Source organism: Klebsiella sp. M041 (genome assembly GCF_059759695.1).
The window spans coordinates 132,871-154,147 of the sequence record NZ_JCAXWU010000009.1; the positions used below are offsets into that span (position 1 = coordinate 132,871).

The window sequence follows — 21,277 nt, forward strand, 5'->3', positions numbered from 1 at the left end:
TTCTGGAGAGCACTATGCTGCGGCGTTATCGTTTTGAGCTCATCCTGATCCTGTTAATCATTTGCGCAGTGGTTGCGACCCGCTTTTTCCTCTATTAATCATTTCGCCTTTCTCTCCCGTTTTGCCGCCTGGCTCAGACTTCCCGCAAGGTGAAGGTCGCGCAAATATTGTTGCCCACCCTTATCAGTCTCTTTTACCCTGCCGCTGCCAGCGGCGCAAATCATGCCCGGCGCCCGAAGACGCCAGACACGTTAGCAATAAACCATCGCGCGCCTGGCCCCCACGCGGCGGCCAGACTCATCACAACGCACGTACCGCTTCCATCACCAGATAGCCGGTTGCGCCCCAGATGGCCACCGAGACCAGGGAAACATAGACCAGTGCGCGAATACCTTTTTTAGACATATACCCTCCGAACGCCGGGGAAATAGAATTCAGGCTATCATCGCCGGTATTACCTCTCTATTTACTCAACGGCCGGGTGACGGTAACAACGTTTTCGGTGAGAAAATGTTTCGCATTGAAAATAATTACGTGAGGCGTAAAGAAGTGCGAATTCTGGTGAAGTTCTGGCGGGTAAAAGTATTATTTTTGCGCATTATGCTGCCAAACCAGGAATAACCTCAAAGAGGTATTGCTGCATTATTCGCCAATTTCAGTACGTTCTGATACACGAATGTGCTTGCGCCAGACCGTGCTTTCTGCGGAAATAGCAGCAGAAGGTTAATGGTATTAACCGATTGAAATCAGAAGGTTTTACCCGCGCCAGAGCCTGTCGCGCGCAGATGAGACATGCCGTTTGGCCTGATTAGAATTATTGTTTACTTTCAAAAACTTAAATCTCCTGCTACTGTCAATAGACATCATAGCCTCCCCCAGAGAGTGATATGCGTAGAGACGTTCTGTTATTACTGTGTTCATTTTATCTGTTACCTCTGGGCGCACATGCCGAAGATAGCGGACTGAGCGCCAAAGATATTAAGACGTTGTTTTTCGGCCACGATGAGCGTAAAGCGGTGAGCCGCCCGGAGGAGAGTCCGTGGGACGCGATTGGCCAGCTGGAGACCGCCAGCGGCAATCTGTGCACGGCGACGCTCATCTCCCCCAACCTGGCGCTGACCGCGGGCCACTGCCTGTTAACGCCCCCGCGCGGCAAGCCGGACAAAGCGGTCGCTCTGCGCTTTATTTCCCGCAAGGGTAACTGGGTGTATGAGATCCACGGCATTGACGGACGCGTGGATCCCGGGTTAGGCAAGCGTCTGAAAGCCGACGGTGATGGCTGGATCGTTCCCTCCGCCGCGGCGCCCTCGGATTTTGGCCTGATCGTGCTGCGCTATGCCCCCTCGGGCATCACGCCGATCCCGCTCTTCCCCGGCAGTAAGGCCGATTTAACCGCCGCTCTGAAGGCGGCGGACCGGAAAGTGACCCAGTCAGGTTATCCTGAAGATCATCTGGACAATCTTTACAGCCATCAGGATTGCATCGTCACCGGCTGGGCGCAAAACAGCGTCCTGTCGCACCAGTGTGACACCCTGCCCGGCGACAGCGGCTCGCCGCTGCTGCTGAAAACCGCGGACGGCTGGCAAGTGATCGCCGTGCAAAGTTCGGCTCCCGGCCCGCAGGATCGCTGGCGGGCGGACAACCGCGCCATCGCGGTGACCGGCTTTCGCGATAAGCTGGAGGCGCTGGCCGGAGAGTAATTACCCCTGCTGCTGACGCCGCTGCAGCAGGTCGGCGATCGGCATCGGTTTACTGAAGTAAAAGCCCTGTAGCCGGTCGCAACCGGCCCGCCGCAGCAGCGCCAGCTGTTGCGGATCTTCAACCCCCTCCGCCACGACCGTCATCCCCAGCGCGCGGGCGATGCGCACCGTGCCGCGCACCATCTCCGCCGCCTGCGCATCGCAATCCACCCGCCCGGCGAGGGATTTGTCAATCTTCAGGCTGTCAAAGCGAAAGCGGCGTAAATAGCCGATGCTGGAGTAACCGGTGCCAAAATCGTCCAGCGCCACGGCGATGCCCTGGGCCTTCAGATTCTCCATCACCGCCTGCGAACGTTCCGGATTTTCCAGCACATAACTCTCCGTCACCTCCACCTGCAGGCGCGACGGCGGAAAGCGGCAGGCAGCGACCGTTTCCATCACCCGGCTTTCAAACGCCGGATCGCGAAATTGCGCCGGCGAGATGTTCACCGACAGCAGCAGATCGCCCACCGGCTGCAGGTCGCTGCAGGCGCGTTGCAGGACGAACTGGCCGAGGGTGTCAATCAGGCCGCTACTCTCGGCAATGGCGATAAACGCATCCGGCGCCAGCGCACCCTGCGGGCGACGCGGCCAGCGCAGCAGCGCTTCAACGCCGGTCATCGCCAGCGTATCGGCATCGACCACCGGCTGATACCAGACCTCAAATTCATCCTGCTCCAGCCCCTGACGGATGCCATTCTCAATCATCAGCTGATGACGTCGCACGGCATCCAGCGCATCGTCATACCAGGCCGTCCGCCCCTTGCCGCTCTTCTTGGCGTGGTACATGGCGATATCCGCCCGGCGAAACAGTTCGGTACTGGAGCATTCCGCCGGAGTACCGCTGGCGATGCCGATGCTGGCGCCGATATAAATTGTGCGTTTGCTCAGCGCCACCGGCGCTTTAAGCAACTCCAGCGCCCCCCAGGCGAACGCCGCGGCCCGGTCGATCGCCTGTTCGCCGCTCACCGCCATGGCGAACTCATCCCCGCCCATTCTTGCCAGCATGGCCCCCGCCGGCACCCGTTTTTGCAGCGCGCTGGCGATATGGCGGATCAGAGTGTCGCCCACATCGTGGCCATAGTTATCATTCACATCCTTAAAACCGTCCAGATCGATAAACACCACGCACTGCATATCGTGCTTACTCGTGTCGCACACCTGGCTGAGCCGCAGCAGCAGCGCACGCCGGTTGGACAGGCGGCTGAGCCAGTCAATCAGGGCGATCTCCCGCGCCTGACGTTCGCCGCGGGCCAGCTTATACATGCCGAGGCTGCTGAACAGAATAAACAGCAGGATCAGGCTGGCGGCCACCCCGGCGATGAGCCGCATACTGCCTGACGAGGCCAGGGCCGCTTCGGCGCCGGGCAGACGCGGCTGCCACGCCAGATAGCCCAGAACCTCGCCTCCCTGCGTGCGCAGCGGGATCCGGTGTTCGCCTGGGCCGTCGCTGAGATGCAGATGGCTTATCTGGAAGGTGTCGCCTAAACGCTCCAGCAGCTGAGGGCTGATGTGCCGGGTAATGACCAGATAGCGTCGGGTCTCGTCAGCCACCTGCAGCCGGCCGCTCGTCGGCCGTATCAGGCCGATGCCGACGAAAGCGATCCCGGCCTCGGTACGTGTGATGCCGGCGAAGGCGTTTTTCCCCTCGCGCAGAGCCTGTGCATGATAGCGGATCAGGCTGGTCAGCCCGGCGCCGAGAAATGAGAGGTCTGCGCGGGGCATGACCTGACTCTGAAAGGCGCCCCACAGGATGTGATAATGTTCATCAAGGACAAAGGTGCCGTCATACAGGTTATTGATTTTGAAGCCGGATCCCCAGGAGTCGTACAGCCATTTTTGATCCAGGCTGGGAGCGTAAGTCTGGGTCACCGCATCGTCCCAGATGGCATTGTCCAGCACCAGCGACAGCACCCGGTTGACCGAGGTCTGCACCGCCCCTTCCACCGACAGGACCGAGCGCTGCTGATCAATTTCATTGGATTTGCTGGCAATGAGGTGTTGCGAGAGGTAAAGCAGGGAGATCAGCGACGCGGTGAGGCCGAGCCCGGCGAGAAAAATCATTATTGACAACGTCCTGGCGGAAGGAATTTTCCGCCAGCCGAAAGCTGTGAGCATGCGCAGTCCTCATCGTCACCGGGCACAATACCTGCGGGGCCGGTCTTGAGTAAGCATACTACAGCGAACCCGTTTTGCCGCCTGGCTTTGCAAGCGGCGCGACGTCAGGCGAGTTTAATTAACACCATGCCGGCAACCAGCAGGATGACTCCCGCCCAGCCTTTGTTATTCAGGCGCTGGCCAAACAGCACCCAGCCGGCGGCGATGGTCGCCGCGATACCGAAGCCGCCCCACAGCGCATAGGCGACCGACAGATCGATGCCTTTCACCGCCTGCGACAGGGCGCTGAACGCGCCCAGCACCGCCGCCAGCGACAGAATGCCATAGACCTTGCGGCGGAAACCGTCGGAAAACTTCAAAAAGACGTTGGCAATAATTTCCAGAACAATGGCGATAGCCAGCCAGATGGCGTGGATCCACTCAAACTGCTGCATGAGCCACCTCCTGCTTCGACGACGCTTTTTTCTGGGTGCCGGACTTAATTAAGACGATCCCCACCACCAGGGTGGTCAGACCGGCTATTTTCAGCAGCGACAGGCTTTCATCAAACAACAGTACGCTGAACAGGGTGATCAGCAAAATACCAATCCCTTCCCATAACGCGTAGGCCACGCCGAGGGCAATTTTTTTAACCGCAAAGGCGAGAAAAATATATGACAGGGCAATCATGGCCAGCATTAAAATAAATCCGGTATGCCCACCGCTAATGCTTGCCCATTTCATCGACAAGGTGCCGGTAATTTCAGCAATAATCGCTAAAGCTAATAAAATCCAATAAAACATGATCCCTTCTCCTGCTTGAGAATATAATCCATTACCGTTTACGCGACGCGTAAACAGGAAAATTTCTGACGTAGATTTCGCTGTGCGCTTGGCGCCAGCTCAGGCAGAAAGAAGGTGACTATAGCGCCGAATGCCAGTGCTGTTCGCCGGCAAAACGGGAAAAAGTGAGGGATACTGCGGGGTGATTTAAAATATACATCCTGAACTGATTGTCCATAAAATTACAATTATCCGCGGTGTTGCTTCTCGTCCGGTGCGGATGAAAATTGTCCTCAGTAGTTAAACACAGGTACATTTGTAGCATAGTGCTACATTTTATTCAAAGACTTTGCAATTCTTTACGCCGCGGTTTTGCTGCAATGCGTTTTTTCTGAAAAAAAACGTCATTATGCTAATGTAACGCAACCTGTTAACAGGCAAGGAAGATTGAGGACGGGATCCTATGGCTAAACCTATTATTACACTTAACGGATTAAAGATGGTCATCATGCTGGGCATGCTGGTGATCATCCTGACCGGCATTCGCTTTGCGGCAGACATTATTGTCCCGTTTATACTCGCGCTTTTTCTGGCGGTGATTATTAATCCGCTGGTCCAGCTGCTGGTCCGCTGCCGGGTGCCACGCGTGCTGGCGATCTCATTGCTGATCGGCCTTATCGTCATGTTAGCCGTTGTGCTGCTGGCCTCGCTGGGGACTTCGCTTAACGAGCTGGCGCGCACCCTGCCGCAGTACCGCAACTATCTCTACGAACCGATGCAAACCATCGCTCCCTGGCTGCAGCGCCTGGGCTTTACCGTCTCGGTGGTGGAGCTAAACAAATACATCGACCCCAACGCCGTGATGACCCTGGTCACCGGTCTGCTCACTCAGCTGTCGAACGCCATGTCCTCGATTTTTCTGCTGCTGCTGACGGTGGTGTTTATGCTGCTGGAGGTTCCGCAACTGCCCGCCAAACTGCAGCAGCTGATGTCCCGCCCGGTAGAAGGCATGGGGGCCATTCAGCGCGCCATCGACAGCGTGTCGCATTATCTGGTGCTGAAGACCGCGATTAGCCTGGTCACCGGGCTGGTGGTCTGGGGCATGCTGGTTCTGCTGGACGTGCGTTTCGCCTTTATGTGGGGGCTGCTGGCCTTCGCGCTGAACTATATTCCCAATATTGGCTCCGTGCTGGCGGCCATCCCGCCGATCCTGCAGGTCCTGGTATTCGGCGGCCTGTACGAGGCGCTGGTGGTGCTGGCCGGCTATCTGATCGTTAACCTGGTGTTCGGCAATATTCTCGAACCGCGGATCATGGGGCGCGGCCTGGGACTCTCCACCCTGGTGGTATTCCTGTCGTTGATCTTCTGGGGCTGGCTGCTGGGTCCGGTCGGTATGCTCCTGTCGGTGCCGTTGACGATCATCGTCAAAATCGCCCTCGAGCAGACCAGCGGCGGCCAGAGCATCGCATTCTTATTAAGTGATGTGAGCAAAGAGTAACCCTTCCCCGGGCCGGCGACTGGCCGGCCCCCCCTCTCCCTGACACCTGTGGTAGACCACTACGCCTTTCGTATTATTGATCCTCATCACAAAGGGCCAATCACAATTGTTACTCTCAGGCTAACGATTGGCCGCCGTGCTTAATTGATGCTCCGCGCCTCGCATCGCACACTAACCTCCACCAGGACAAACAAAACGATTTGTCGAATCAGGAGGTTAATAATGAATGCCGAACAAACGACGGGGCGGGTCTGGAACCGTCGCCGGACGGAAAAGCAGCGGCGGCTGGCCGAGGCCAACATCCCCGGCAAAGTCATCCCCACTGACCAGCTGGTCAGCGTACTGGAAAACCTGCTCGCCCCCGGCGACCGGGTGGTGCTGGAAGGCAACAACCAGAAGCAGGCCGATTTCCTCTCCCGCATGCTGGCGGAAGTCAATCCGCAGAAAATCCACGATCTGCATATGATCATGCCGAGCGTCGGGCGCAGCGAGCATCTGGACCTGTTTGAAAAAGGTATCGCCCGCAAACTCGATTTCTCCTTCTCCGGTACCCAAAGCCTGCGCATTTCGCAGCTGCTGGAAGATGGCCTGCTGGAAATCGGCGCCATTCATACCTATATCGAACTCTACTCCCGCCTGTACGTCGATCTGTCGCCCAACGTCGCGCTGATCGCCGGCTACAAAGCCGACCGTAAAGGTAACCTGTATACCGGGCCGAGTACCGAAGATACCCCGGCGCTGGTGGAAGCCGCCGCCTTCCACGACGGTATTGTTATCGCCCAGGTTAACGAACTGGTGGACGACGAGTGCGATCTGCCCCGCGTCGATATTCCCGGCTCGTGGATTGATTACGTGGTGGTCGCCGACAAGCCGTTCTTTATTGAACCGCTGTTCACCCGCGACCCGCGCCTGATTAAGCAAGAACACATTCTGATGGCGATGATGGCGATCAAGGGCATCTACGCCGAGCATCAGGTGCAGTCCCTCAACCACGGGATCGGCTTCAACACCGCCGCCATCGAACTGCTGCTGCCGACTTACGGCGAACAGCTCGGTCTGAAAGGCAAAATCTGTAAACACTGGACCCTGAACCCGCATCCGACGCTGATCCCGGCGATCGAGAGCGGCTGGGTGGAGAGCGTGCACTGCTTCGGCGGCGAGCTGGGGATGGAAGAGTACATCCGCGCCCGTCCGGATATCTTCTTTACCGGCCCGGACGGCTCCATGCGCTCCAACCGCGCCTTCTGCCAGCTGGCGGGGCAATACGCGGTGGATATGTTTATCGGTTCGACCCTGCAGGTTGATGGTCTGGCTAACTCCTCGACCGTCACCCGCGGCCGCCTTTCCGGCTTCGGCGGCGCGCCGAACATGGGCCACGATCCGCACGGCCGCCGCCATGCCACCCCTGCCTGGCTCAATATGATCACCGAGCCGGACCCAATGCAGCGCGGTAAAAAACTGGTAGTGCAGATGGTCGAAACCTTTCAGGCCGGGGTGAAGCCGACCTTTGTTGAGACTCTCGACGCGGTCGACGTCGCCAAAACCTCCGGCATGCCGCTGGCGCCGGTGATGATTTACGGCGATGACGTCACCCACGTGCTGACCGAAGAGGGTATCGCCTACCTGTATCGTGCGGAAAGCCTGGAAGAGCGCCGGGCGATGGTCGCTGCCGTGGCCGGGATCACCGACATTGGCCTCGGAGTGGACGCGAAACGCGTGGCTGCCCTGCGTCAGAGCGGCAAAGTGGTCTACCCGGAAGATCTCGGCATTCGCCGCAGCGAGGCCACCCGTTCGCTGCTGGCCGCCGGCAGCGTCGCCGACCTGGTGGAATGGTCCGACGGACTGTACAACCCACCGGCAAAATTCCGGAGCTGGTAATGAAAATTCTCTCCCCCCTGCACGCAGAAAGCCGCGTCAGCTGGCTGGCGGATACCGCCAGCGCCTGTCTGATTGACGAAGCCCGTCTGAGCCCGAAACCGGGTCTGGTCGACAGCCGCGGCAGCGGCGCGCATCAGGACCTCACGCTGGCGCTGATGGAACGCTCCGCCCGCAGCCTGCAGCCGACCTTCCACGCGCTGGCCCAGCAAAGCTGGCGCCGCCCGGCGGATATCGCGCTGCGCGAAACCGTCGGCCGCCTTGGCCGGGAAGGCGAAGCGCAGATGATGCAGGCCACCGGCGGGGTCAACACCCACCGCGGCGCCATCTGGGCGCTGGGGCTGCTGGTCAGCGCGGTAGCGATGTTGGGGGGAGCGGGTCATTCACAGGCGATCGCCGACACCGCCGCCGCCCTCGCCCGTCTGCCCGACGGCCTGGCGCCGAAAAGCTTCAGTAAAGGGCTACGCGCCAGCCGCCGCTGGCAGGTGCCGGGCGCGCGCGAAGAGGCGCAGCGCGGTTTCCCGCATATCACCACCCTGGCGCTGCCGCAGTTACAGCAAAGCCGCGCCCGGGGCGCCAGCGAGCCGCAGGCGCAACTTGACGCGCTGATGGCCATCATGACCTCGCTGAGCGATACCTGCGTGCTGTCGCGCGCCGGCTTGACCGGCCTGCAGACCATGCAGCAGGGCGCCCGCGCGGTGCTGGCGGCCGGCGGGTGCGCCAGCGTCGCCGGACGCGCCGCCCTGGCGCGGCTTGACGCGCAGATGCTGGCGCACAACGCCTCGCCGGGCGGCGCCGCCGATCTCCTTGCCGCCACCCTGTTTCTCGACCGGGTTGCCGGCTAACGCATTCAGAGGATGTTATGGAACAGATTACATTGTCATTTCCTGCCAGCCGCGCCCTCCGCGGCCGAGCGCTGGCAGGGGTTGTAGGTTCAGGCGATATGGAAGTGCTCTATACCGCCGCCGGGAGCGATACGCTCAGCGTGCAAATTACCACCTCGGTGGATAACAGCCAGGCGCGCTGGCAGGCGCTGTTCGACCGGCTGAGCCTGATTAACGGCCTGCCCGCCGGGCAGTTGGTTATTCACGACTTCGGCGCCACGCCGGGCGTCGCCCGTATTCGTATTGAACAAGTCTTTGAGGAGGCCGCTCATGCGTAACGATCGCAGCTTTATCGAACTGCGCGCTCGCGAACGCGCCCACGCTCTGCTGGACGACGGCAGCTACCGTGAACTGCTGGATCCGTTTGACGGCATTATGTCGCCGTGGCTCGGGGCGCAGGGCATTGTCCCGCAGTCCGACGACGGTATGGTGGTCGCCAAAGGCACTATCAACGGCCAGCCGGCGGTGGTGATTGCCATCGAAGGCACCTTCCAGGGCGGCAGTATGGGCGAAGTCTCCGGCGCCAAAATGGCCGCCGCGCTGGAGCTGGCGGCGGAGGATAACCGCAACGGTATCCCGACGCAGGCGGTGCTGTGCCTGGAAACCGGCGGCGTCCGGCTACAGGAGGCCAACCTTGGCCTGGCCGCCATCGCCGATATTCACGCCGCGATTGTCGATCTGCGCCGCTACACCCCGGTAGTCGGCATCATCGCTGGCACCGTCGGCTGCTTCGGCGGCATGTCCATCGCCGCCGCGCTGTGCAGCTATCTCATCGTCACCCGAGAAGCCCGTCTCGGCCTCAACGGCCCGCAGGTTATCGAGCAGGAAGCCGGCATTGAAGAGTACGACTCGCGTAACCGGCCGTTTATCTGGAGCATGACCGGCGGCGAAATTCGCGCCGCCAGCGGCCTGGTCGACGCGCTGGTTAACGATGGCGTCAAGGCCGTCAAAACCGCGATGAACGAAGCGATCGCCAAAGGCGTACCGGCGCAGCACCGCAGCGACAATTATGACGACTATCTGCGCCGTTTGAGCCAGTTCGACACCCGCCAGCAGGCGGATACCGCGCAGATTAAACAGCTTTTTGCCCGGGAGGAAAAATAATGAGTCAGTTCCCAAACCGCGCCGCGCTATGGCTGAACAAACTGGCGCCCGAGGCGCCGCTGATGAGCGGCCTGTGCCCTTCCGTGCAGGTGGCAGACGGCCAGCTTAATGGCGAAAAGGTGCGTTTTATCGCCGTAGTGCCTGACGCCAACAACCACTACCCGCGCGCCGCCGGAGGCGAAGTCGGTCTGCTGGAAGGCTGGACGCTGGCGAAAGTGGTCAACGAAACCCTCGACGCCGATGCCGATAAAACGGTAAAGCGCCCGATTATCGCGGTTATCGATGTCCCCAGCCAGGCCTATGGCCGTCGCGAAGAAGCCTTTGGTATTCATCAGGCGCTGGCCGGAGCGGCAGGCGCCTACGCCAAAGCCCGTCTGGCCGGCCACCCGGTGATTGGCCTGATCGTCGGCAAAGCGATGTCCGGGGCGTTTCTGGCCCACGGCTACCAGGCCAACCGTCTGATCGCCTTTAACGACAGCGGCGTACTGGTCCACGCGATGGGTAAAGCGTCGGCCGCGCGCATTACCCTGCGCAGCGTGGAGGCGCTGGAGAAACTGGCGGCGACCATCCCGCCGATGGCCTATGACGTCAGCAACTACGCCACGCTCGGCCTGCTCTCCGCTCTGCTTGATATCAGCCATCCTGACGCCCCTGACGACCACGATCTGGCGCTGGTGAGCCACACCCTGTGCGACGCCATCGCTGACGCGCGCCAGGATCCCTCGCTGAAGTGCCGCCTGGGTGCGGAAAACCGCCGCAGCTCGCAGCGGGTCCGCGACCTGATGCGCGCCAGCTGGTAACACGTTCGTACGTAAGTAGTAGAAGAAAACCTGCCGGAAGCCGTCCCCCGGAGCGCGTCATAACCGCGCCGGGTAGGGACGGCTTTTAGAAAAAATAACAATCGCGCCAGTACTCTATTTTATTTACAGGTGATTTATGACTTATGTGATTATTCATGCTCTTGCCCCGATTTTCGTCATTATGCTGCTGGGCTTCTGGGCCGGTAAGGCCGGGATGGTAGATAACAAAAATGTCTCCCTGCTCAATATCTTTGTAATGGACTTTGCCTTACCCGCTACGCTGTTCAGCGCCACGGTGCAAACTCCGTGGGCCGGTATCGTCGCCCAGTCGCCGTTGGTGCTGGTGCTCACTGGCGCGATGTGGATCACCTACGCCGGGATTTACTTCCTCGCCACCAGCGTCTTCAAACGCACCCCGCAGGATGCCGCGGTGCTGACCCTCACCGTCGCCCTGCCGAACTATGCCGCGCTGGGCCTGCCGATCCTCGGCAGCGTGCTCGGCGAAGGCGCATCGACTTCGCTGTCGGTGGCGGTCTCTATCGCCTGCGGTTCGGTACTGATGACCCCCTTCTGCCTGCTGATTCTGGAACGTGAAAAAGCCCGCGCCGCGGGGGAAACCACCGGTTCTACGCTGGCGATGCTGCCGGTGCTGATGTGGCGTTCGGTGAAAAAGCCGATCGTCTGGGGCCCGCTGCTCGGGGTGGTGCTTTCCGCTATCGGCATTAAAATGCCGGACCTGCTGCTGGCCGCCATCAAACCGCTGGGCCTGGCCGCCACCGCCGCGGCGCTGTTCCTCACCGGGGTGATCCTCTCGGCGCGTAAACTGCAGCTCAATGCGCTGATCGCCACCTCCACCATCGTGAAACTGCTGGTGCAGCCATTTATCGCCTGGGGTCTGGTGATGCTGCTGGGTCTGCACGGCGCCATCGCCATCACCGCGATCCTGATGATTGCCCTGGCCGCCGGCTTCTTCGGCGTGGTCTTCGGCAACCGCTTCGGCGTGCAGTCCCCGGATGCTGAAGCCGTGCTGCTGTTGAGCTCGGTTCTGTGTATCCTGTCGCTACCGCTATTTATCTCTTTGACTTCAGGACTGTAAACCATGTCATCAACACCGCGTCCCCACGATTTAGTGTGGTTAAACCACGCCAGCGCCCTGGAAGATGTTGTCGAGCCGTGGGTGGCGCAGCAGTGGCGAGCCGCGCTGCCGGTGGTGGTGAGGCGCGATGTTGACGGCCAGGCCCGCATCCCGGTTGGGGTGCGGGGCATGAAGCGCGAACAGCGCGCCGCCGGCTGGGTACAGGCGCACAATATCGTTCGCAGCGTCACCCCGGAGATGCTGGTGGAGCGCGAGCGCCTGCTGGGCTCCCCTTTTGTTTCGCAGCCGCCGGTCCAGGCGGCCATCGCCCTGACGCTGGGCGACTGGCCCTGGCGCTGGGGCGTCACCGGCAGCACCGGCTACGCGCTGGCGACCGAAATCCCGGTACTCCATGCGGCAAGCGATCTGGATCTACTGATCCGCGCCCCGCAGCCGCTGGCCCGCGAGGCGCTGCTGGATTGGCAGTCCCGGGTGGCCCAGCTCCCGTGCCGCGCCGATACCCAGGTCGAAACGCCATACGGCGCCTTCGCCCTCAATGAGTGGCTACGCGATGGGCGAGCGCTGCTGAAAACGTCCCGCGGCGCGCGCTTAACCGCTGCGCCGTGGCGCAGGGAGGAATGATGAAGATTTTGTTTACTTTTCCCGGACAGGGTGCCCAGCGTCCCGGCATGCTGGCGGCTATCCCCGACCGCGAAGCGATCCTCAGCCAGGCGCGCGCCGTGCTGGGGAATGAAGTCGAGGCCCTAGATAGCGCCGGATCGCTAAAACATACCCGTGCGGTCCAGCTCTGCCTGCTGATCGCCGGGGTAGCCTGGGCGCGCGAGCTACAGCGCCAGGGCGTCAATCCGCAGATTGTCAGCGGCCTGTCCATCGGCGCCTTTCCCGCAGCGGTGATTGCCGGCGCGCTCGATTTCGCCAGCGCGCTGCGCCTGGTGGCCCTGCGCGGCGATCTTATGGAGCAGGCCTATCCCGACGGTTACGGGCTGACGGCGATCATGGGCCTGACCCGCCCGCGGGTTGAGGCGCTGATGCAGGGTCACGAGGTCTATCTTGCCAACCTGAACGCCGAAACGCAGATCGTGATCGCCGGACGCGATGAAGCCATGGCCGAGGTGGCGCAGCTGGCGCTGCAGGCGGGCGCCAGTAAGGCGCAGCGGCTGGCGGTCAGCGTCCCGTCGCACTGCGCGCTGCTGGATAAACCCGCCGCCGCGCTGGCAACAGCCTTTGCCGACGTGACCTTAACGCGCCCGCAGTGCGCCTATTTAAGCGGCTCGACGGCGCGCGTGCTGTGGGATCCGCAGCGGATCGCCGACGATCTGGCGATGAACATGGCGCGCACCGTCCACTGGCAGGAGGCGATGATCGCCGCCGATGAGCGCGACGCGCGCTTAGCCATTGAGATGCCCCCCGGCGGGGTATTGACCTGCCTGACCCGCCAGGCGGGCTGGCGCGGAGAGACCCTTTCGCTGGAACGCAGCGGCGTGGATGTCGCCCGCCATCTGGCGCAGCGGCTTAGCGATTAAGGCTCCGGGCGTACATTCTCCCTTCCGCCGCCAGCGCCAGCAGATCGGCATCGCGTTCGCGATGGTGTGAATAGACAATCGAGATCAGCTGGCGCATCTGGTACGGTTCCGCCAGCTTTAACAGCTGTACATCTTTTTCATAGACTTTTTTCATCCGCCCCGGCAGCAGCGCAAACCCGACGCCCGCCTGCACCAGGCTAATCATCGAAAAGATGTCATTCACCCGGGTGACGATCGTCGGCTCGAAGCCAGCGATATGAAACGCTTCCCGGAACCCGGCATAGGTGGCGAACCCCTCCGCCAGCGAGACGAATTTCCGGTCGGCGTAATCGCGCAGGTCAGCAAGCTGTGTGCTATCCAGCTGCGCTGTCGCCGGGGCGGCGAGAAAGATATCGTCCTCAAACAGCGGCACCACGTCGAAAGCGGTATTGTTGAACTCCCCTTCATTGGTGGCGATCAGGATAGCGTCGAGGGCGTCGTCTTCCAGCATATCCAGCAGCATCTGGTTAGAGCCCATGGTCAAATCCAGCTCCAGCTCCGGGCGACGCAGCTTCATACCCATGATAATGCGCGGGACGGTTTCCAGGGTCAGGGAATAGAGGGTGCCGATGCGCAGCCGCCCCTGGCCGACGCCGGCGACTTTGCGCGTCGCCTCAAGGCCGCGGCTCATCAGACTCATCACATCCTGACAATATTCCAGCAGCGTCCACGCCGCCTGCAGCGGCAGCAGATTGCGCCCTTTATGGACAAACAGCGGGCAGCCCACCCCCTCTTCCAGGGTATGCAGCGCGCGGTGAACGCTGACGCTGCTAAGCTTCATCGCTTCGGCGGTTCTGGCGATATTGCCCTTCGCCATAAACATCATAAAGACCGACAGCTTGCGGAAGGTGATCTCCTGGTTGATATCGTCTTGCATAGCCCTTCCACACTCCTGATTTGCTTTTCTTTTTTCAATTCAAATCAGTATATCGTTTATGACGGCAAAGTTGCAGGCAGAGAGCGGCTTAGGCCGGCAAGGAATGCAAAAAAGGGAAGACCGTGGTCTTCCCTTTTGTTCTCTATCGAGTTTGCTTTTACAGCGCCATATCGTGCTGCGGCGAGGCGTCGCGCTGCGGCTCAGCCGGCTTCGCGGTCGCGGTGGGCGCAGCCGCTGGCATCTGGATCACCGGCGGTTTCGTCAGCTGCAGGGTCGCGGCGGTATCATCCCAAACCTGCTGGGTCAGCGCCACGTTACCGTTCAGCTTCTGGCCGTAGCTCGGCACGATCTGGTGGATACGGGTCTGCCACTCCGGCGAGTTAAACTGCGTCGGGAACATCTGCTTGAGCACATTGAGGGTGATCGGCGCGGCGGTGGAAGCCCCTGGCGATGCGCCGAGCAGCGCGGAAATGGTTTTCTGCTGATCGACCACCACTTCGGTGCCCAGTTTCAGCACGCCGCCCTTCTCTGCGTCTTTCTTAATGATCTGCACGCGCTGGCCGGCCTGGATCAGCTTCCAGTCCTCTTTACGCGCGTCCGGGTAGTACTCTTTCAGCGCGGCGAAGCGGTCATCATCGCTGAGCATCACCTGGCTGACGAGATATTTCACCAGGTCGAAGTTATCGAGTCCGACGTGGGTCATCGGCAGCACGTTGTCAGTGGTGGTGGTGCTCAACAGGTCGAAGAAGGAACCGTTTTTCAGGAACTTGGTCGAGAAGGTGGCGAACGGCCCAAACAGCACCACGCGCTTGCCATCCAGGTAGCGGGCGTCAAGGTGCGGTACCGACATCGGCGGCGCGCCGACCGAAGCCTGGCCATACACTTTCTCGAGGTGCTGCGCGGTGACCGCCGGGTTCTCGGTCATCAGGAACGAACCGCCCACCGGGAAGCCAGCATAGTTGTCCGCTTCCGGAATACCGGTTTTCTGCAGCAGCTTCAGCGCGCCGCCGCCGGCGCCGATAAAGACGTATTTCGCGTCAATAGTCTGCGCTTCCCCGCTCTGCACGTTCTTAATGGTCACGTGCCAGGAGTTATCGGCATTGCGTTTGAAATCGGTGACCTCAGAGGAGGTTTGCAGGGTGAAATGGCTGTTTTTCTTCAGGCTGCCGATCAGCTGCCGGGTGATTTCGCCATAGTTAACGTCGGTACCTACCGGCGTCCAGGTGGCAGCGACTTTCTGCTGCGGATCGCGGCCTTCCATCACCAGCGGCGCCCACTGTTTAATTTGCGCGTGGTCGGTGGAGAATTTCATCCCCTGGAATAAGGTGGTCTGCTGCAGCGCGGTATAACGCTTCTGTAGATAGTCGACATTATCGCCCCAGACGAAACTCATATGCGGCGTGGAATTAATAAAGGAGTGCGGATCGTGCAAAATACCGCGCTTCACCTGTGCCGACCAGAACTGACGGGAGATCATAAACTGTTCGTTAATATCCAGCGCTTTGCTGACGTCAATCGATCCGTCCGCCCGCTCCGGCGTATAGTTCAGCTCCATATTCGCCGAGTGACCGGTACCGGCGTTATTCCAGCCGTTGGAAGATTCCAGGGCCACGCCGTCCAGTTTCTCCACCATCGTCAGGTCCCAGTCCGGCTGCAGCGCCTGCAGCCAGGTGCCAAGCGAGGCGCTCATGATCCCGCCGCCAATCAGCAGGAAGTCAGTTTTTTTAGAGGTATCCGCTTCAGCATGCGTCGCCGCGCTGACGAACATCGCTAATGCGGTAAAGGAAATAATCGTTTTTTTCATTGCAGGCATAATAGAATTATCACGTAGCACACGGTAATAAGAGGCAGCATATTAACGCACTTTTACTTTATTTTAAAATATCATTTACACTCTCGCATTTTTAATCAAATAATTATTTAACTTAAAAAATCAGAACGACGCAAAAAATAAAAGTCGCCGTAAAATTATCGCTGAAAATTCAGCAAGATTGCTGGGAAAAATAAAAGAGAGGCTTTTCTTTAGTTAATAAAGTCCAGGCGCGCACACCGTTGGAGCGCGCCTGGCGACAGGCTTAATGGGCGGGAGTGACAGCGCTGCGCTGGGCTTCGCGCAGGGCAAGACGCAGATGATCGTGATGTTTGGTCAGCAGCTCCCGCGCGTGCCAGGCGTCCAGCCCGCTGAGCAGCATCAGGATCGCGGTGCGGCAATGGTGGTGGCAGCTGGTCAGCGCGGCTTTTGCTTCGCTGCGCGTGCAGTCGGTGGCCGCCATGACAATCGCCACCTGCCGCTCCGCCCAGTGCGGAGTGTCAGCCTGCAGATCCACCCGCAGGTTGCTGTACACCCGGCCGTCACGGATAGCGAGGCCCGTCGACACCATGTTAAGGATCTGCCGCTGGGCCAGCCGGGCCTTCGGATTGGTCAAGCCCGCCACCGCTTCCGGCCCGGTCTGCGGAGCAATAACAATATCCGCCAGCTGCGCAGCCTCGCTGGCCGCCTGCTGGGTCACCACCGCGATCGGGGCCCCCAGCGACCAGGCGTGGCGCATCGCCCCCCAGACCCACGGGGTCTTGCCGCTAACGGTCAGCGCCAGCAGCATATCGTGGCTGGAAAAGTCCAGCGACTGCAGCTCGAAGGCGCCAAGATCGTAATTATTCGCCGCCGTCTCCCGCTCGGCCATCGCCGCCGTCTGGCCACCGGCAATCAGCCCCACCAGCGCGTGTTTGCCTTCCGGAGAGTAGTCGCTGACCGCCTGGACTGCCGTGCGGCCTGATTCCCCGGCGCCGATAATGACCAGACGCCCTCCCCGGCTCATTGTCGCGGTGGCGATATCAATCAACCGGGCGATATCCGGCAGACAGGCGCCGACCGCCTCCGATATCTGCTTATCATCCTGATGCAGCATCGCCAGCATGTCGGCGGTGGCGAGGCGATCGATGTGGGTGGTATCCGGATGACGACGTGCCTGCATTGACGCGGTTAGCGAACTGCTCATAACAACCTCCATTTACGACAGAAAAAGCGCATCTCGGCGAAATCAGCGGCCTGATGCATATCCTTATATTCATCAGGACTATTTAACCTCTGTCGCCACTATAAGGGGAATCTTCCGCGCTTTACCGCCGTCGGGGTCACAGTTTACCGTCCCGATCGCCCGTTCACGGGCAATTGCCGATTATCTGAGCAATCCTGTATCAGGTCTTATCTTCGCCTTCCGCCTGCATGGCCAGCCAGAAGGATTGCTGACAGAGGTTATAAAATTGTTTGCGCATTGGCTTCACCTCCAGGCCGGCGCTGTCGATAACCAGCCAGTCGATCCAGCACTCCGGGCAGGAGGCGGCATCCTGTTGCGGAAGCTCGAGCTCGTAGCGGTGCTGGATCACCACCCCGCTGCGATGCCGCCAGCGCGCGATCTCCCACTCTGCTTCCGCTTCACGGTCCTGTTGACGATGCTGCGTCAGTCGTTCAACGTGCTGTTGCCGGAGGATATCCCGGACCAGAGATGCCAGTTCCATCATGTCTGCCTTAAGCCTGTGGCGAAAAGCGACAGTTTATCGTGGTCGGGCCGAGGCTACCGTAGCAAAAGCGGCCTTTTGCTTTGATTACACGGCTTTATGAATGCCGCGCTATCAGCGATAATAATCGTTCACTGAATCTATCCGGGATCGTCATGAAGGCATCAGAGCACCCGCCTCGCGTTCGTCAACGCGCCTTACCGCTAAAACTGAGCACCGCCGTCTCCTTGATGATTGGCAGCGTGATCGGCGCCGTGCTGCTGCTGGTCTATGCCCTGTGGTATATGCAGATCAGCAATGCCACCCGCGACGGCCTGAAAGAGACCGCGCTGGCGGTGGCGCGTACCATGGCTGATATGCCGCAGGTGAAGCGCGGACTGGCGGCGCCGCCGCAGCAGCAGATTATTCAGCCGCTGGCGCAGGCCATCACCCGGCGCAACGACCTGCTGTACGCTATCGTCACCGATATGCACGGTATTCGCTATTCGCATCCGGACAGCTCGATTATTGGCAAACGCTTCATCGGCCACGATATCCAGCCGACGCTGCAGGGAAAAGAGAACGTGGCCATTAACCACGGGGTGCTGGCCCCGGCGCTGCGAGTGTTTACCCCGGTGTTCAATGACCAGCATCAGCAGATTGGCGTGGTGGCGGTCGGCATTTCGCTGAGTAAAGTGGACGAGCAGATCGCCAACAGCCGCTGGGACGTGCTGCTGACCATCCTGTTCAGCGCGCTGGTCTGCGCCATCGGCACCTGGAGCCTGGTGCGCGGCCTGAAGCGCGTCCTGCTGGGGCTGGAGCCGCACGAAATCTCCACTCAGTTTCAGCAGCGTCAGGCCATGCTTCACGCCCTCAAGGAGGGGGTGGTGGCCGTCGATGCCCATGGTGAGGTTAATCTGATCAACCCGGCGGCGCGCGAGATTCTCTTTTCCGGGCCGGACAAGACCCTCGCGCATACCCCGCTGCTGGCCGACCTGCAGACGGTTTTGCACAGCGGCGAGCCGATGTACGACCGCGAGCTGGGGTGCAATGGCCTGTTGCTCATCAGCAACACGGTGCCTATCCGCAGCCAGGAGGCGGTGGTCGGCGCCATCTGTACCTTCCGCGATAAGACCGAAGTCAGCCAGCTGCTGCAGCGGCTGGACGGCATGATGAGCTATGTGGATGCCCTGCGCACCACCTCTCATGAGTTCATGAACAAACTGCACGTGATCCTCGGCCTGCTGAATATGAAAAGCTATGGCAAACTCGAGGAGTACGTGCTGCAGACCGCCCACCGCTACCAGGCGGACATCGGCGATATTCAGCACCGCATAAAATCCCCGGTGGTGGCCGGCTTTCTGATAAGTAAAATGCAGCGCGCCACCGAGTGCGGCTTTACCCTTAAGCTGGCGGAAGAGAGCCTGGTGCCGGATTGCCCGAATGAAAAGCAGGTCACCGTGCTGGTGACGGTGCTGGGCAACCTTATCGAGAACGCGCTGGACGCCATGAGCGGTCAGGCGGAGGGCGAAATCGGCCTGCTGCTGCACTATCAGGACGGCTGGCTAAGCGGTGAAGTGAGCGACGACGGGCCGGGGATCCCGGAAAACAACATCGACGCTATCTTTAACAAAGGCTTCTCCACCAAAGGCGAGAATCGCGGCGTCGGGCTGTTTCTCGCCAACCAGCAATTACGCGAGCTGGGCGGCACCCTCGCCGTCGAGTCGGAACCCGGCGTATTTACCCAATTTTTTGTTCATCTCCCCTGGGATAGTAAAAGGAAACGTGCGTGATAAATGTGTTGATTGTTGACGATGATGCCATGGTGGCCGAACTGAATCGCCTGTACGTGGCAAGGGTTCCCGGCTTTCGTTGCAGCGGGAGCGCCTCGACGCTCAGTCAAGCCCGGGAGATGATTAACGATCCGCAGCTGGAGATCGATCTGGTGCTGCTGGATGTCTATATGCAGCAGGACAGCGGGCTCGATCTGCTGCCGACTATCCGTAAATCGGGGCGCGCCATCGATGTCATCATGATCACCTCGGCGGCGGATGCCGCCACGGTGCAGACCGCCATGCATTACGGAGTGGTCGATTACCTGATTAAACCTTTCCAGTTTCCCCGTTTTGAAGAGGCGCTCACCACCTGGCGGGAGAAGCGCAAGCTGATAACCGGTCAACCCTATTACGAGCAGGCCGACGTTGACCGCCTGCTGCACGGCGGCGCGCCGGAGGCCAGCGACGCGCGCAAGCTGCCCAAGGGGCTTACCGCGCAAACCCTGCGCACCCTGTGCCAGTGGATTGACGCCCACCCGGACGTTGAATTCTCTACCGATGAGCTGGCGGCGGCGGTGAATATCTCCCGCGTTTCCTGCCGTAAGTATCTGATCTGGCTGGCGCAGATCAATATTCTCTATACCACTATCCACTACGGCGCCACCGGGCGGCCGGTCTATCGCTACCGCCTGGTGGCCGAACAGTACAGTTTGCTTAAGCAGTACAGTCAGTAACGCGGTAGCCGCTGTCCAGCGACGCAAAGCGCAAGCGCTGCGGCGATGACAGTATAATGTCGCGATTTTTGGTGACGAAAATCGCGTCGATATCCTGCCGTTGACGCAGCGCTGCGCAGCCTTTCTCGACGCCGAGGCCGAACAGCAGCGTGGTCCAGATATCGCCGTCTAAAGAATCGCTGGAAATCACCGTGACGCTGTCGAGTTCGTTGTCCAGCGGGTAACCGCTGCGCGGGTCGAGAATATGGTGCCAGCGCTTGCCGTCCTGCTCGAAATAACGTTCGTAGGTGCCCGAGGTGACTACCGACTGTCCGTTGACCGTCAGGGAGCCGATCAGCGCCTGCGCATCGGCAAACGGTTTTTTCAGGCCAATAGCCCATTCGCCGAGGGTATGCACATTGCCGCCGAGGTTGATCAGCGCCCTTTCCACCTGCTGCTGACGCAGATAATCACGCACCCGGTCAGCGATATAGCCTTTGGCGATCGCCCCAAGATCCAGCTCCATCCCCGGCTGCTGAAGAAACACGCTGCAGGTTGCCTCATCAAGGATCACCTCCTGCGGGCGGGTCAGCGCCAGCCGGGCCCTGATTTCGCCGGCGTCAGGCACGCTGTGTCCCTGAAAGCCAATCCGCCATAGCTTCACCAGCGGCCCAATCGCGAGGTTAAAGGCGCTGTCGCGCACCATGCTGGCGGCTTTGGCGCACTGAATGAGCTGAAAGACCGGGCGGCTGACGGTCACCGGGTGACGTCCGGCGGCGTGGTTGATATCCATCACCTGGGACTCGGCGCGGTTAACGGTAAGCAGATCTTCGTAGCGCTTGATTAACTGAAATACGCGGGAGGCCAGCGCCTCATCATGGGAGCAGAGTTTGAGCAGGATGGGAGAACCCATCAGAACGGCGGAGTAGCTATAGACGCGGTTATCAGACATCGGGCTCTCCTTAGTAGGGGTAAGCCG

General features: G+C 60.2%; 23 protein-coding genes. 14 read left to right on the forward strand and 9 right to left on the reverse strand.

What is annotated here, in order from left to right; translation table 11 throughout:
• Window positions 1–14 precede the first annotated feature (14 nt).
• The gene (gene ydgU, locus AC6CWS_RS13855; protein ID WP_049245797.1) at window positions 15–98 is read left to right on the forward strand and encodes a small membrane protein YdgU; all 84 of its coding nucleotides are present in this window, start codon (window positions 15–17) and stop codon (window positions 96–98) included.
• A 789-nt stretch (window positions 99–887) separates the two neighbouring features.
• Window positions 888–1,700: a trypsin-like serine peptidase gene (locus AC6CWS_RS13860; RefSeq protein WP_044522790.1), complete on the forward strand. Its 813-nt coding sequence runs from the start codon at window positions 888–890 to the stop codon at window positions 1,698–1,700.
• Here AC6CWS_RS13860 and AC6CWS_RS13865 read toward each other — a convergent pair whose 3' ends face one another.
• Window positions 1,701–3,857, reverse strand: coding sequence for a putative bifunctional diguanylate cyclase/phosphodiesterase (locus tag AC6CWS_RS13865; RefSeq protein ID WP_498256407.1), 2,157 nt, complete (start codon window positions 3,855–3,857; stop codon window positions 1,701–1,703). It lies immediately after the preceding gene.
• Between AC6CWS_RS13865 and AC6CWS_RS13870 the strand changes: the two genes are divergently transcribed.
• Complete coding sequence (locus AC6CWS_RS13870; protein WP_258315333.1) at window positions 3,817–3,906, forward strand: ArsR family transcriptional regulator; 90 nt, start codon at window positions 3,817–3,819, stop codon at window positions 3,904–3,906. The genes AC6CWS_RS13865 and AC6CWS_RS13870 overlap by 41 nt on opposite strands.
• 55 nt (window positions 3,907–3,961) lie before the next feature.
• Here AC6CWS_RS13870 and kpnF read toward each other — a convergent pair whose 3' ends face one another.
• The 3 genes from kpnF to AC6CWS_RS13885 all read right to left on the reverse strand — a co-directional run bounded on the left by kpnF (window position 3,962) and on the right by AC6CWS_RS13885 (window position 4,944).
• Complete coding sequence (gene kpnF, locus AC6CWS_RS13875; protein ID WP_023289540.1) at window positions 3,962–4,291, reverse strand: multidrug efflux SMR transporter subunit KpnF; 330 nt, start codon at window positions 4,289–4,291, stop codon at window positions 3,962–3,964.
• Complete coding sequence (kpnE, locus tag AC6CWS_RS13880; RefSeq protein ID WP_023289539.1) at window positions 4,278–4,640, reverse strand: multidrug efflux SMR transporter subunit KpnE; 363 nt, start codon at window positions 4,638–4,640, stop codon at window positions 4,278–4,280. Before kpnE ends, kpnF begins: the two co-directional genes overlap by 14 nt.
• A 118-nt stretch (window positions 4,641–4,758) precedes the next feature.
• Window positions 4,759–4,944 carry a protein YdgV gene (locus AC6CWS_RS13885; protein ID WP_074442599.1) on the reverse strand — a complete coding sequence of 62 codons (186 nt, stop codon included), beginning with the start codon at window positions 4,942–4,944 and terminating at the stop codon, window positions 4,759–4,761.
• 138 nt (window positions 4,945–5,082) lie between these two features.
• On the opposite strand from AC6CWS_RS13885, the gene AC6CWS_RS13890 reads away from it, so the two are divergent.
• From AC6CWS_RS13890 to mdcH, 9 genes are all read left to right on the forward strand, one after another.
• A complete protein-coding gene (locus AC6CWS_RS13890; protein ID WP_023289538.1) occupies window positions 5,083–6,117 on the forward strand; it encodes an AI-2E family transporter in 1,035 nt (344 codons plus the stop codon).
• A 222-nt stretch (window positions 6,118–6,339) separates the two neighbouring features.
• Window positions 6,340–7,995, forward strand: a complete 1,656-nt coding sequence (mdcA, locus tag AC6CWS_RS13895; protein WP_004206060.1) for a malonate decarboxylase subunit alpha — start codon at window positions 6,340–6,342, stop codon at window positions 7,993–7,995.
• Complete coding sequence (locus AC6CWS_RS13900; RefSeq protein ID WP_065882299.1) at window positions 7,995–8,837, forward strand: triphosphoribosyl-dephospho-CoA synthase; 843 nt, start codon at window positions 7,995–7,997, stop codon at window positions 8,835–8,837. The genes mdcA and AC6CWS_RS13900 overlap by 1 nt, the downstream gene beginning before the upstream one ends.
• Before the next feature lie 17 nt (window positions 8,838–8,854).
• Window positions 8,855–9,154, forward strand: a complete 300-nt coding sequence (gene mdcC, locus AC6CWS_RS13905; protein WP_023289535.1) for a malonate decarboxylase acyl carrier protein — start codon at window positions 8,855–8,857, stop codon at window positions 9,152–9,154.
• Entirely contained in the window at window positions 9,147–9,980 is an 834-nt protein-coding gene (locus tag AC6CWS_RS13910; protein WP_032452728.1) for a biotin-independent malonate decarboxylase subunit beta, read from the forward strand. The genes mdcC and AC6CWS_RS13910 overlap by 8 nt, the downstream gene beginning before the upstream one ends.
• Complete coding sequence (gene mdcE, locus AC6CWS_RS13915) at window positions 9,980–10,780, forward strand: biotin-independent malonate decarboxylase subunit gamma (RefSeq protein WP_065882297.1); 801 nt, start codon at window positions 9,980–9,982, stop codon at window positions 10,778–10,780. The genes AC6CWS_RS13910 and mdcE overlap by 1 nt, the downstream gene beginning before the upstream one ends.
• A 136-nt stretch (window positions 10,781–10,916) precedes the next feature.
• A complete protein-coding gene (locus tag AC6CWS_RS13920) occupies window positions 10,917–11,876 on the forward strand; it encodes an AEC family transporter (RefSeq protein WP_044522774.1) in 960 nt (319 codons plus the stop codon).
• Between the two features lie 3 nt (window positions 11,877–11,879).
• A complete protein-coding gene (locus tag AC6CWS_RS13925) occupies window positions 11,880–12,497 on the forward strand; it encodes a malonate decarboxylase holo-ACP synthase (RefSeq protein WP_065882294.1) in 618 nt (205 codons plus the stop codon).
• The gene (gene mdcH / locus AC6CWS_RS13930; protein ID WP_065882292.1) at window positions 12,497–13,399 is read left to right on the forward strand and encodes a malonate decarboxylase subunit epsilon; all 903 of its coding nucleotides are present in this window, start codon (window positions 12,497–12,499) and stop codon (window positions 13,397–13,399) included. Before AC6CWS_RS13925 ends, mdcH begins: the two co-directional genes overlap by 1 nt.
• On the opposite strand, the gene AC6CWS_RS13935 is transcribed toward mdcH, so the two are convergent.
• The 4 genes from AC6CWS_RS13935 to AC6CWS_RS13950 all read right to left on the reverse strand — a co-directional run bounded on the left by AC6CWS_RS13935 (window position 13,389) and on the right by AC6CWS_RS13950 (window position 17,831).
• Window positions 13,389–14,315 carry a LysR family transcriptional regulator gene (locus AC6CWS_RS13935; protein WP_023289529.1) on the reverse strand — a complete coding sequence of 309 codons (927 nt, stop codon included), beginning with the start codon at window positions 14,313–14,315 and terminating at the stop codon, window positions 13,389–13,391. The two genes, mdcH and AC6CWS_RS13935, sit on opposite strands and share 11 nt — an antisense overlap.
• Before the next feature lie 157 nt (window positions 14,316–14,472).
• On the reverse strand, window positions 14,473–16,083 hold the full coding sequence (gene mqo / locus AC6CWS_RS13940) for a malate dehydrogenase (quinone) (protein ID WP_135734263.1): 1,611 nt from the start codon (window positions 16,081–16,083) through the stop codon (window positions 14,473–14,475).
• Between the two features lie 307 nt (window positions 16,084–16,390).
• Window positions 16,391–17,311, reverse strand: a complete 921-nt coding sequence (locus AC6CWS_RS13945) for an N-acetylmuramic acid 6-phosphate etherase (RefSeq protein ID WP_023289527.1) — start codon at window positions 17,309–17,311, stop codon at window positions 16,391–16,393.
• A 199-nt stretch (window positions 17,312–17,510) separates the two neighbouring features.
• Window positions 17,511–17,831, reverse strand: coding sequence for a hypothetical protein (locus AC6CWS_RS13950; protein WP_065882290.1), 321 nt, complete (start codon window positions 17,829–17,831; stop codon window positions 17,511–17,513).
• A gap of 155 nt (window positions 17,832–17,986) precedes the next feature.
• On the opposite strand from AC6CWS_RS13950, the gene AC6CWS_RS13955 reads away from it, so the two are divergent.
• Window positions 17,987–19,603 carry a sensor histidine kinase gene (locus AC6CWS_RS13955; protein ID WP_065882288.1) on the forward strand — a complete coding sequence of 539 codons (1,617 nt, stop codon included), beginning with the start codon at window positions 17,987–17,989 and terminating at the stop codon, window positions 19,601–19,603.
• Window positions 19,600–20,319: a two-component system response regulator DcuR gene (gene dcuR / locus AC6CWS_RS13960; protein WP_023289524.1), complete on the forward strand. Its 720-nt coding sequence runs from the start codon at window positions 19,600–19,602 to the stop codon at window positions 20,317–20,319. Before AC6CWS_RS13955 ends, dcuR begins: the two co-directional genes overlap by 4 nt.
• On the opposite strand, the gene AC6CWS_RS13965 is transcribed toward dcuR, so the two are convergent.
• Window positions 20,300–21,250: an FAD:protein FMN transferase gene (locus AC6CWS_RS13965; RefSeq protein ID WP_023289523.1), complete on the reverse strand. Its 951-nt coding sequence runs from the start codon at window positions 21,248–21,250 to the stop codon at window positions 20,300–20,302. The two genes, dcuR and AC6CWS_RS13965, sit on opposite strands and share 20 nt — an antisense overlap.
• Between the last annotated feature and the right edge of the window lie 27 nt (window positions 21,251–21,277).

Bases quoted from the DNA above. Each gene is read 5' to 3' on its own strand.
- AC6CWS_RS13860 (WP_044522790.1), top strand. From the start codon at position 888: ATGCGTAGAGACGTTCTGTTATTACTGTGTTCATTTTATCTGTTACCT.
- AC6CWS_RS13900 (WP_065882299.1), top strand. From the start codon at position 7,995: ATGAAAATTCTCTCCCCCCTGCACGCAGAAAGCCGCGTCAGCTGGCTG.
- AC6CWS_RS13955 (WP_065882288.1), top strand. From the start codon at position 17,987: ATGAAGGCATCAGAGCACCCGCCTCGCGTTCGTCAACGCGCCTTACCG.
- ydgU (WP_049245797.1), top strand. From the start codon at position 15: ATGCTGCGGCGTTATCGTTTTGAGCTCATCCTGATCCTGTTAATCATT.
- mdcA (WP_004206060.1), top strand. From the start codon at position 6,340: ATGAATGCCGAACAAACGACGGGGCGGGTCTGGAACCGTCGCCGGACG.
- AC6CWS_RS13965 (WP_023289523.1), bottom strand. From the start codon at position 21,250: ATGTCTGATAACCGCGTCTATAGCTACTCCGCCGTTCTGATGGGTTCT.
- kpnE (WP_023289539.1), bottom strand. From the start codon at position 4,640: ATGTTTTATTGGATTTTATTAGCTTTAGCGATTATTGCTGAAATTACC.
- AC6CWS_RS13910 (WP_032452728.1), top strand. From the start codon at position 9,147: ATGCGTAACGATCGCAGCTTTATCGAACTGCGCGCTCGCGAACGCGCC.
- mdcC (WP_023289535.1), top strand. From the start codon at position 8,855: ATGGAACAGATTACATTGTCATTTCCTGCCAGCCGCGCCCTCCGCGGC.
- mdcH (WP_065882292.1), top strand. From the start codon at position 12,497: ATGAAGATTTTGTTTACTTTTCCCGGACAGGGTGCCCAGCGTCCCGGC.
- AC6CWS_RS13935 (WP_023289529.1), bottom strand. From the start codon at position 14,315: ATGCAAGACGATATCAACCAGGAGATCACCTTCCGCAAGCTGTCGGTC.
- AC6CWS_RS13950 (WP_065882290.1), bottom strand. From the start codon at position 17,831: ATGGAACTGGCATCTCTGGTCCGGGATATCCTCCGGCAACAGCACGTT.
- AC6CWS_RS13885 (WP_074442599.1), bottom strand. From the start codon at position 4,944: ATGCTACAAATGTACCTGTGTTTAACTACTGAGGACAATTTTCATCCG.
- mqo (WP_135734263.1), bottom strand. From the start codon at position 16,083: ATGTTCGTCAGCGCGGCGACGCATGCTGAAGCGGATACCTCTAAAAAA.
- AC6CWS_RS13925 (WP_065882294.1), top strand. From the start codon at position 11,880: ATGTCATCAACACCGCGTCCCCACGATTTAGTGTGGTTAAACCACGCC.
- AC6CWS_RS13945 (WP_023289527.1), bottom strand. From the start codon at position 17,311: ATGAGCAGTTCGCTAACCGCGTCAATGCAGGCACGTCGTCATCCGGAT.
- kpnF (WP_023289540.1), bottom strand. From the start codon at position 4,291: ATGCAGCAGTTTGAGTGGATCCACGCCATCTGGCTGGCTATCGCCATT.
- AC6CWS_RS13920 (WP_044522774.1), top strand. From the start codon at position 10,917: ATGACTTATGTGATTATTCATGCTCTTGCCCCGATTTTCGTCATTATG.
- AC6CWS_RS13865 (WP_498256407.1), bottom strand. From the start codon at position 3,857: ATGCTCACAGCTTTCGGCTGGCGGAAAATTCCTTCCGCCAGGACGTTG.
- AC6CWS_RS13890 (WP_023289538.1), top strand. From the start codon at position 5,083: ATGGCTAAACCTATTATTACACTTAACGGATTAAAGATGGTCATCATG.
- mdcE (WP_065882297.1), top strand. From the start codon at position 9,980: ATGAGTCAGTTCCCAAACCGCGCCGCGCTATGGCTGAACAAACTGGCG.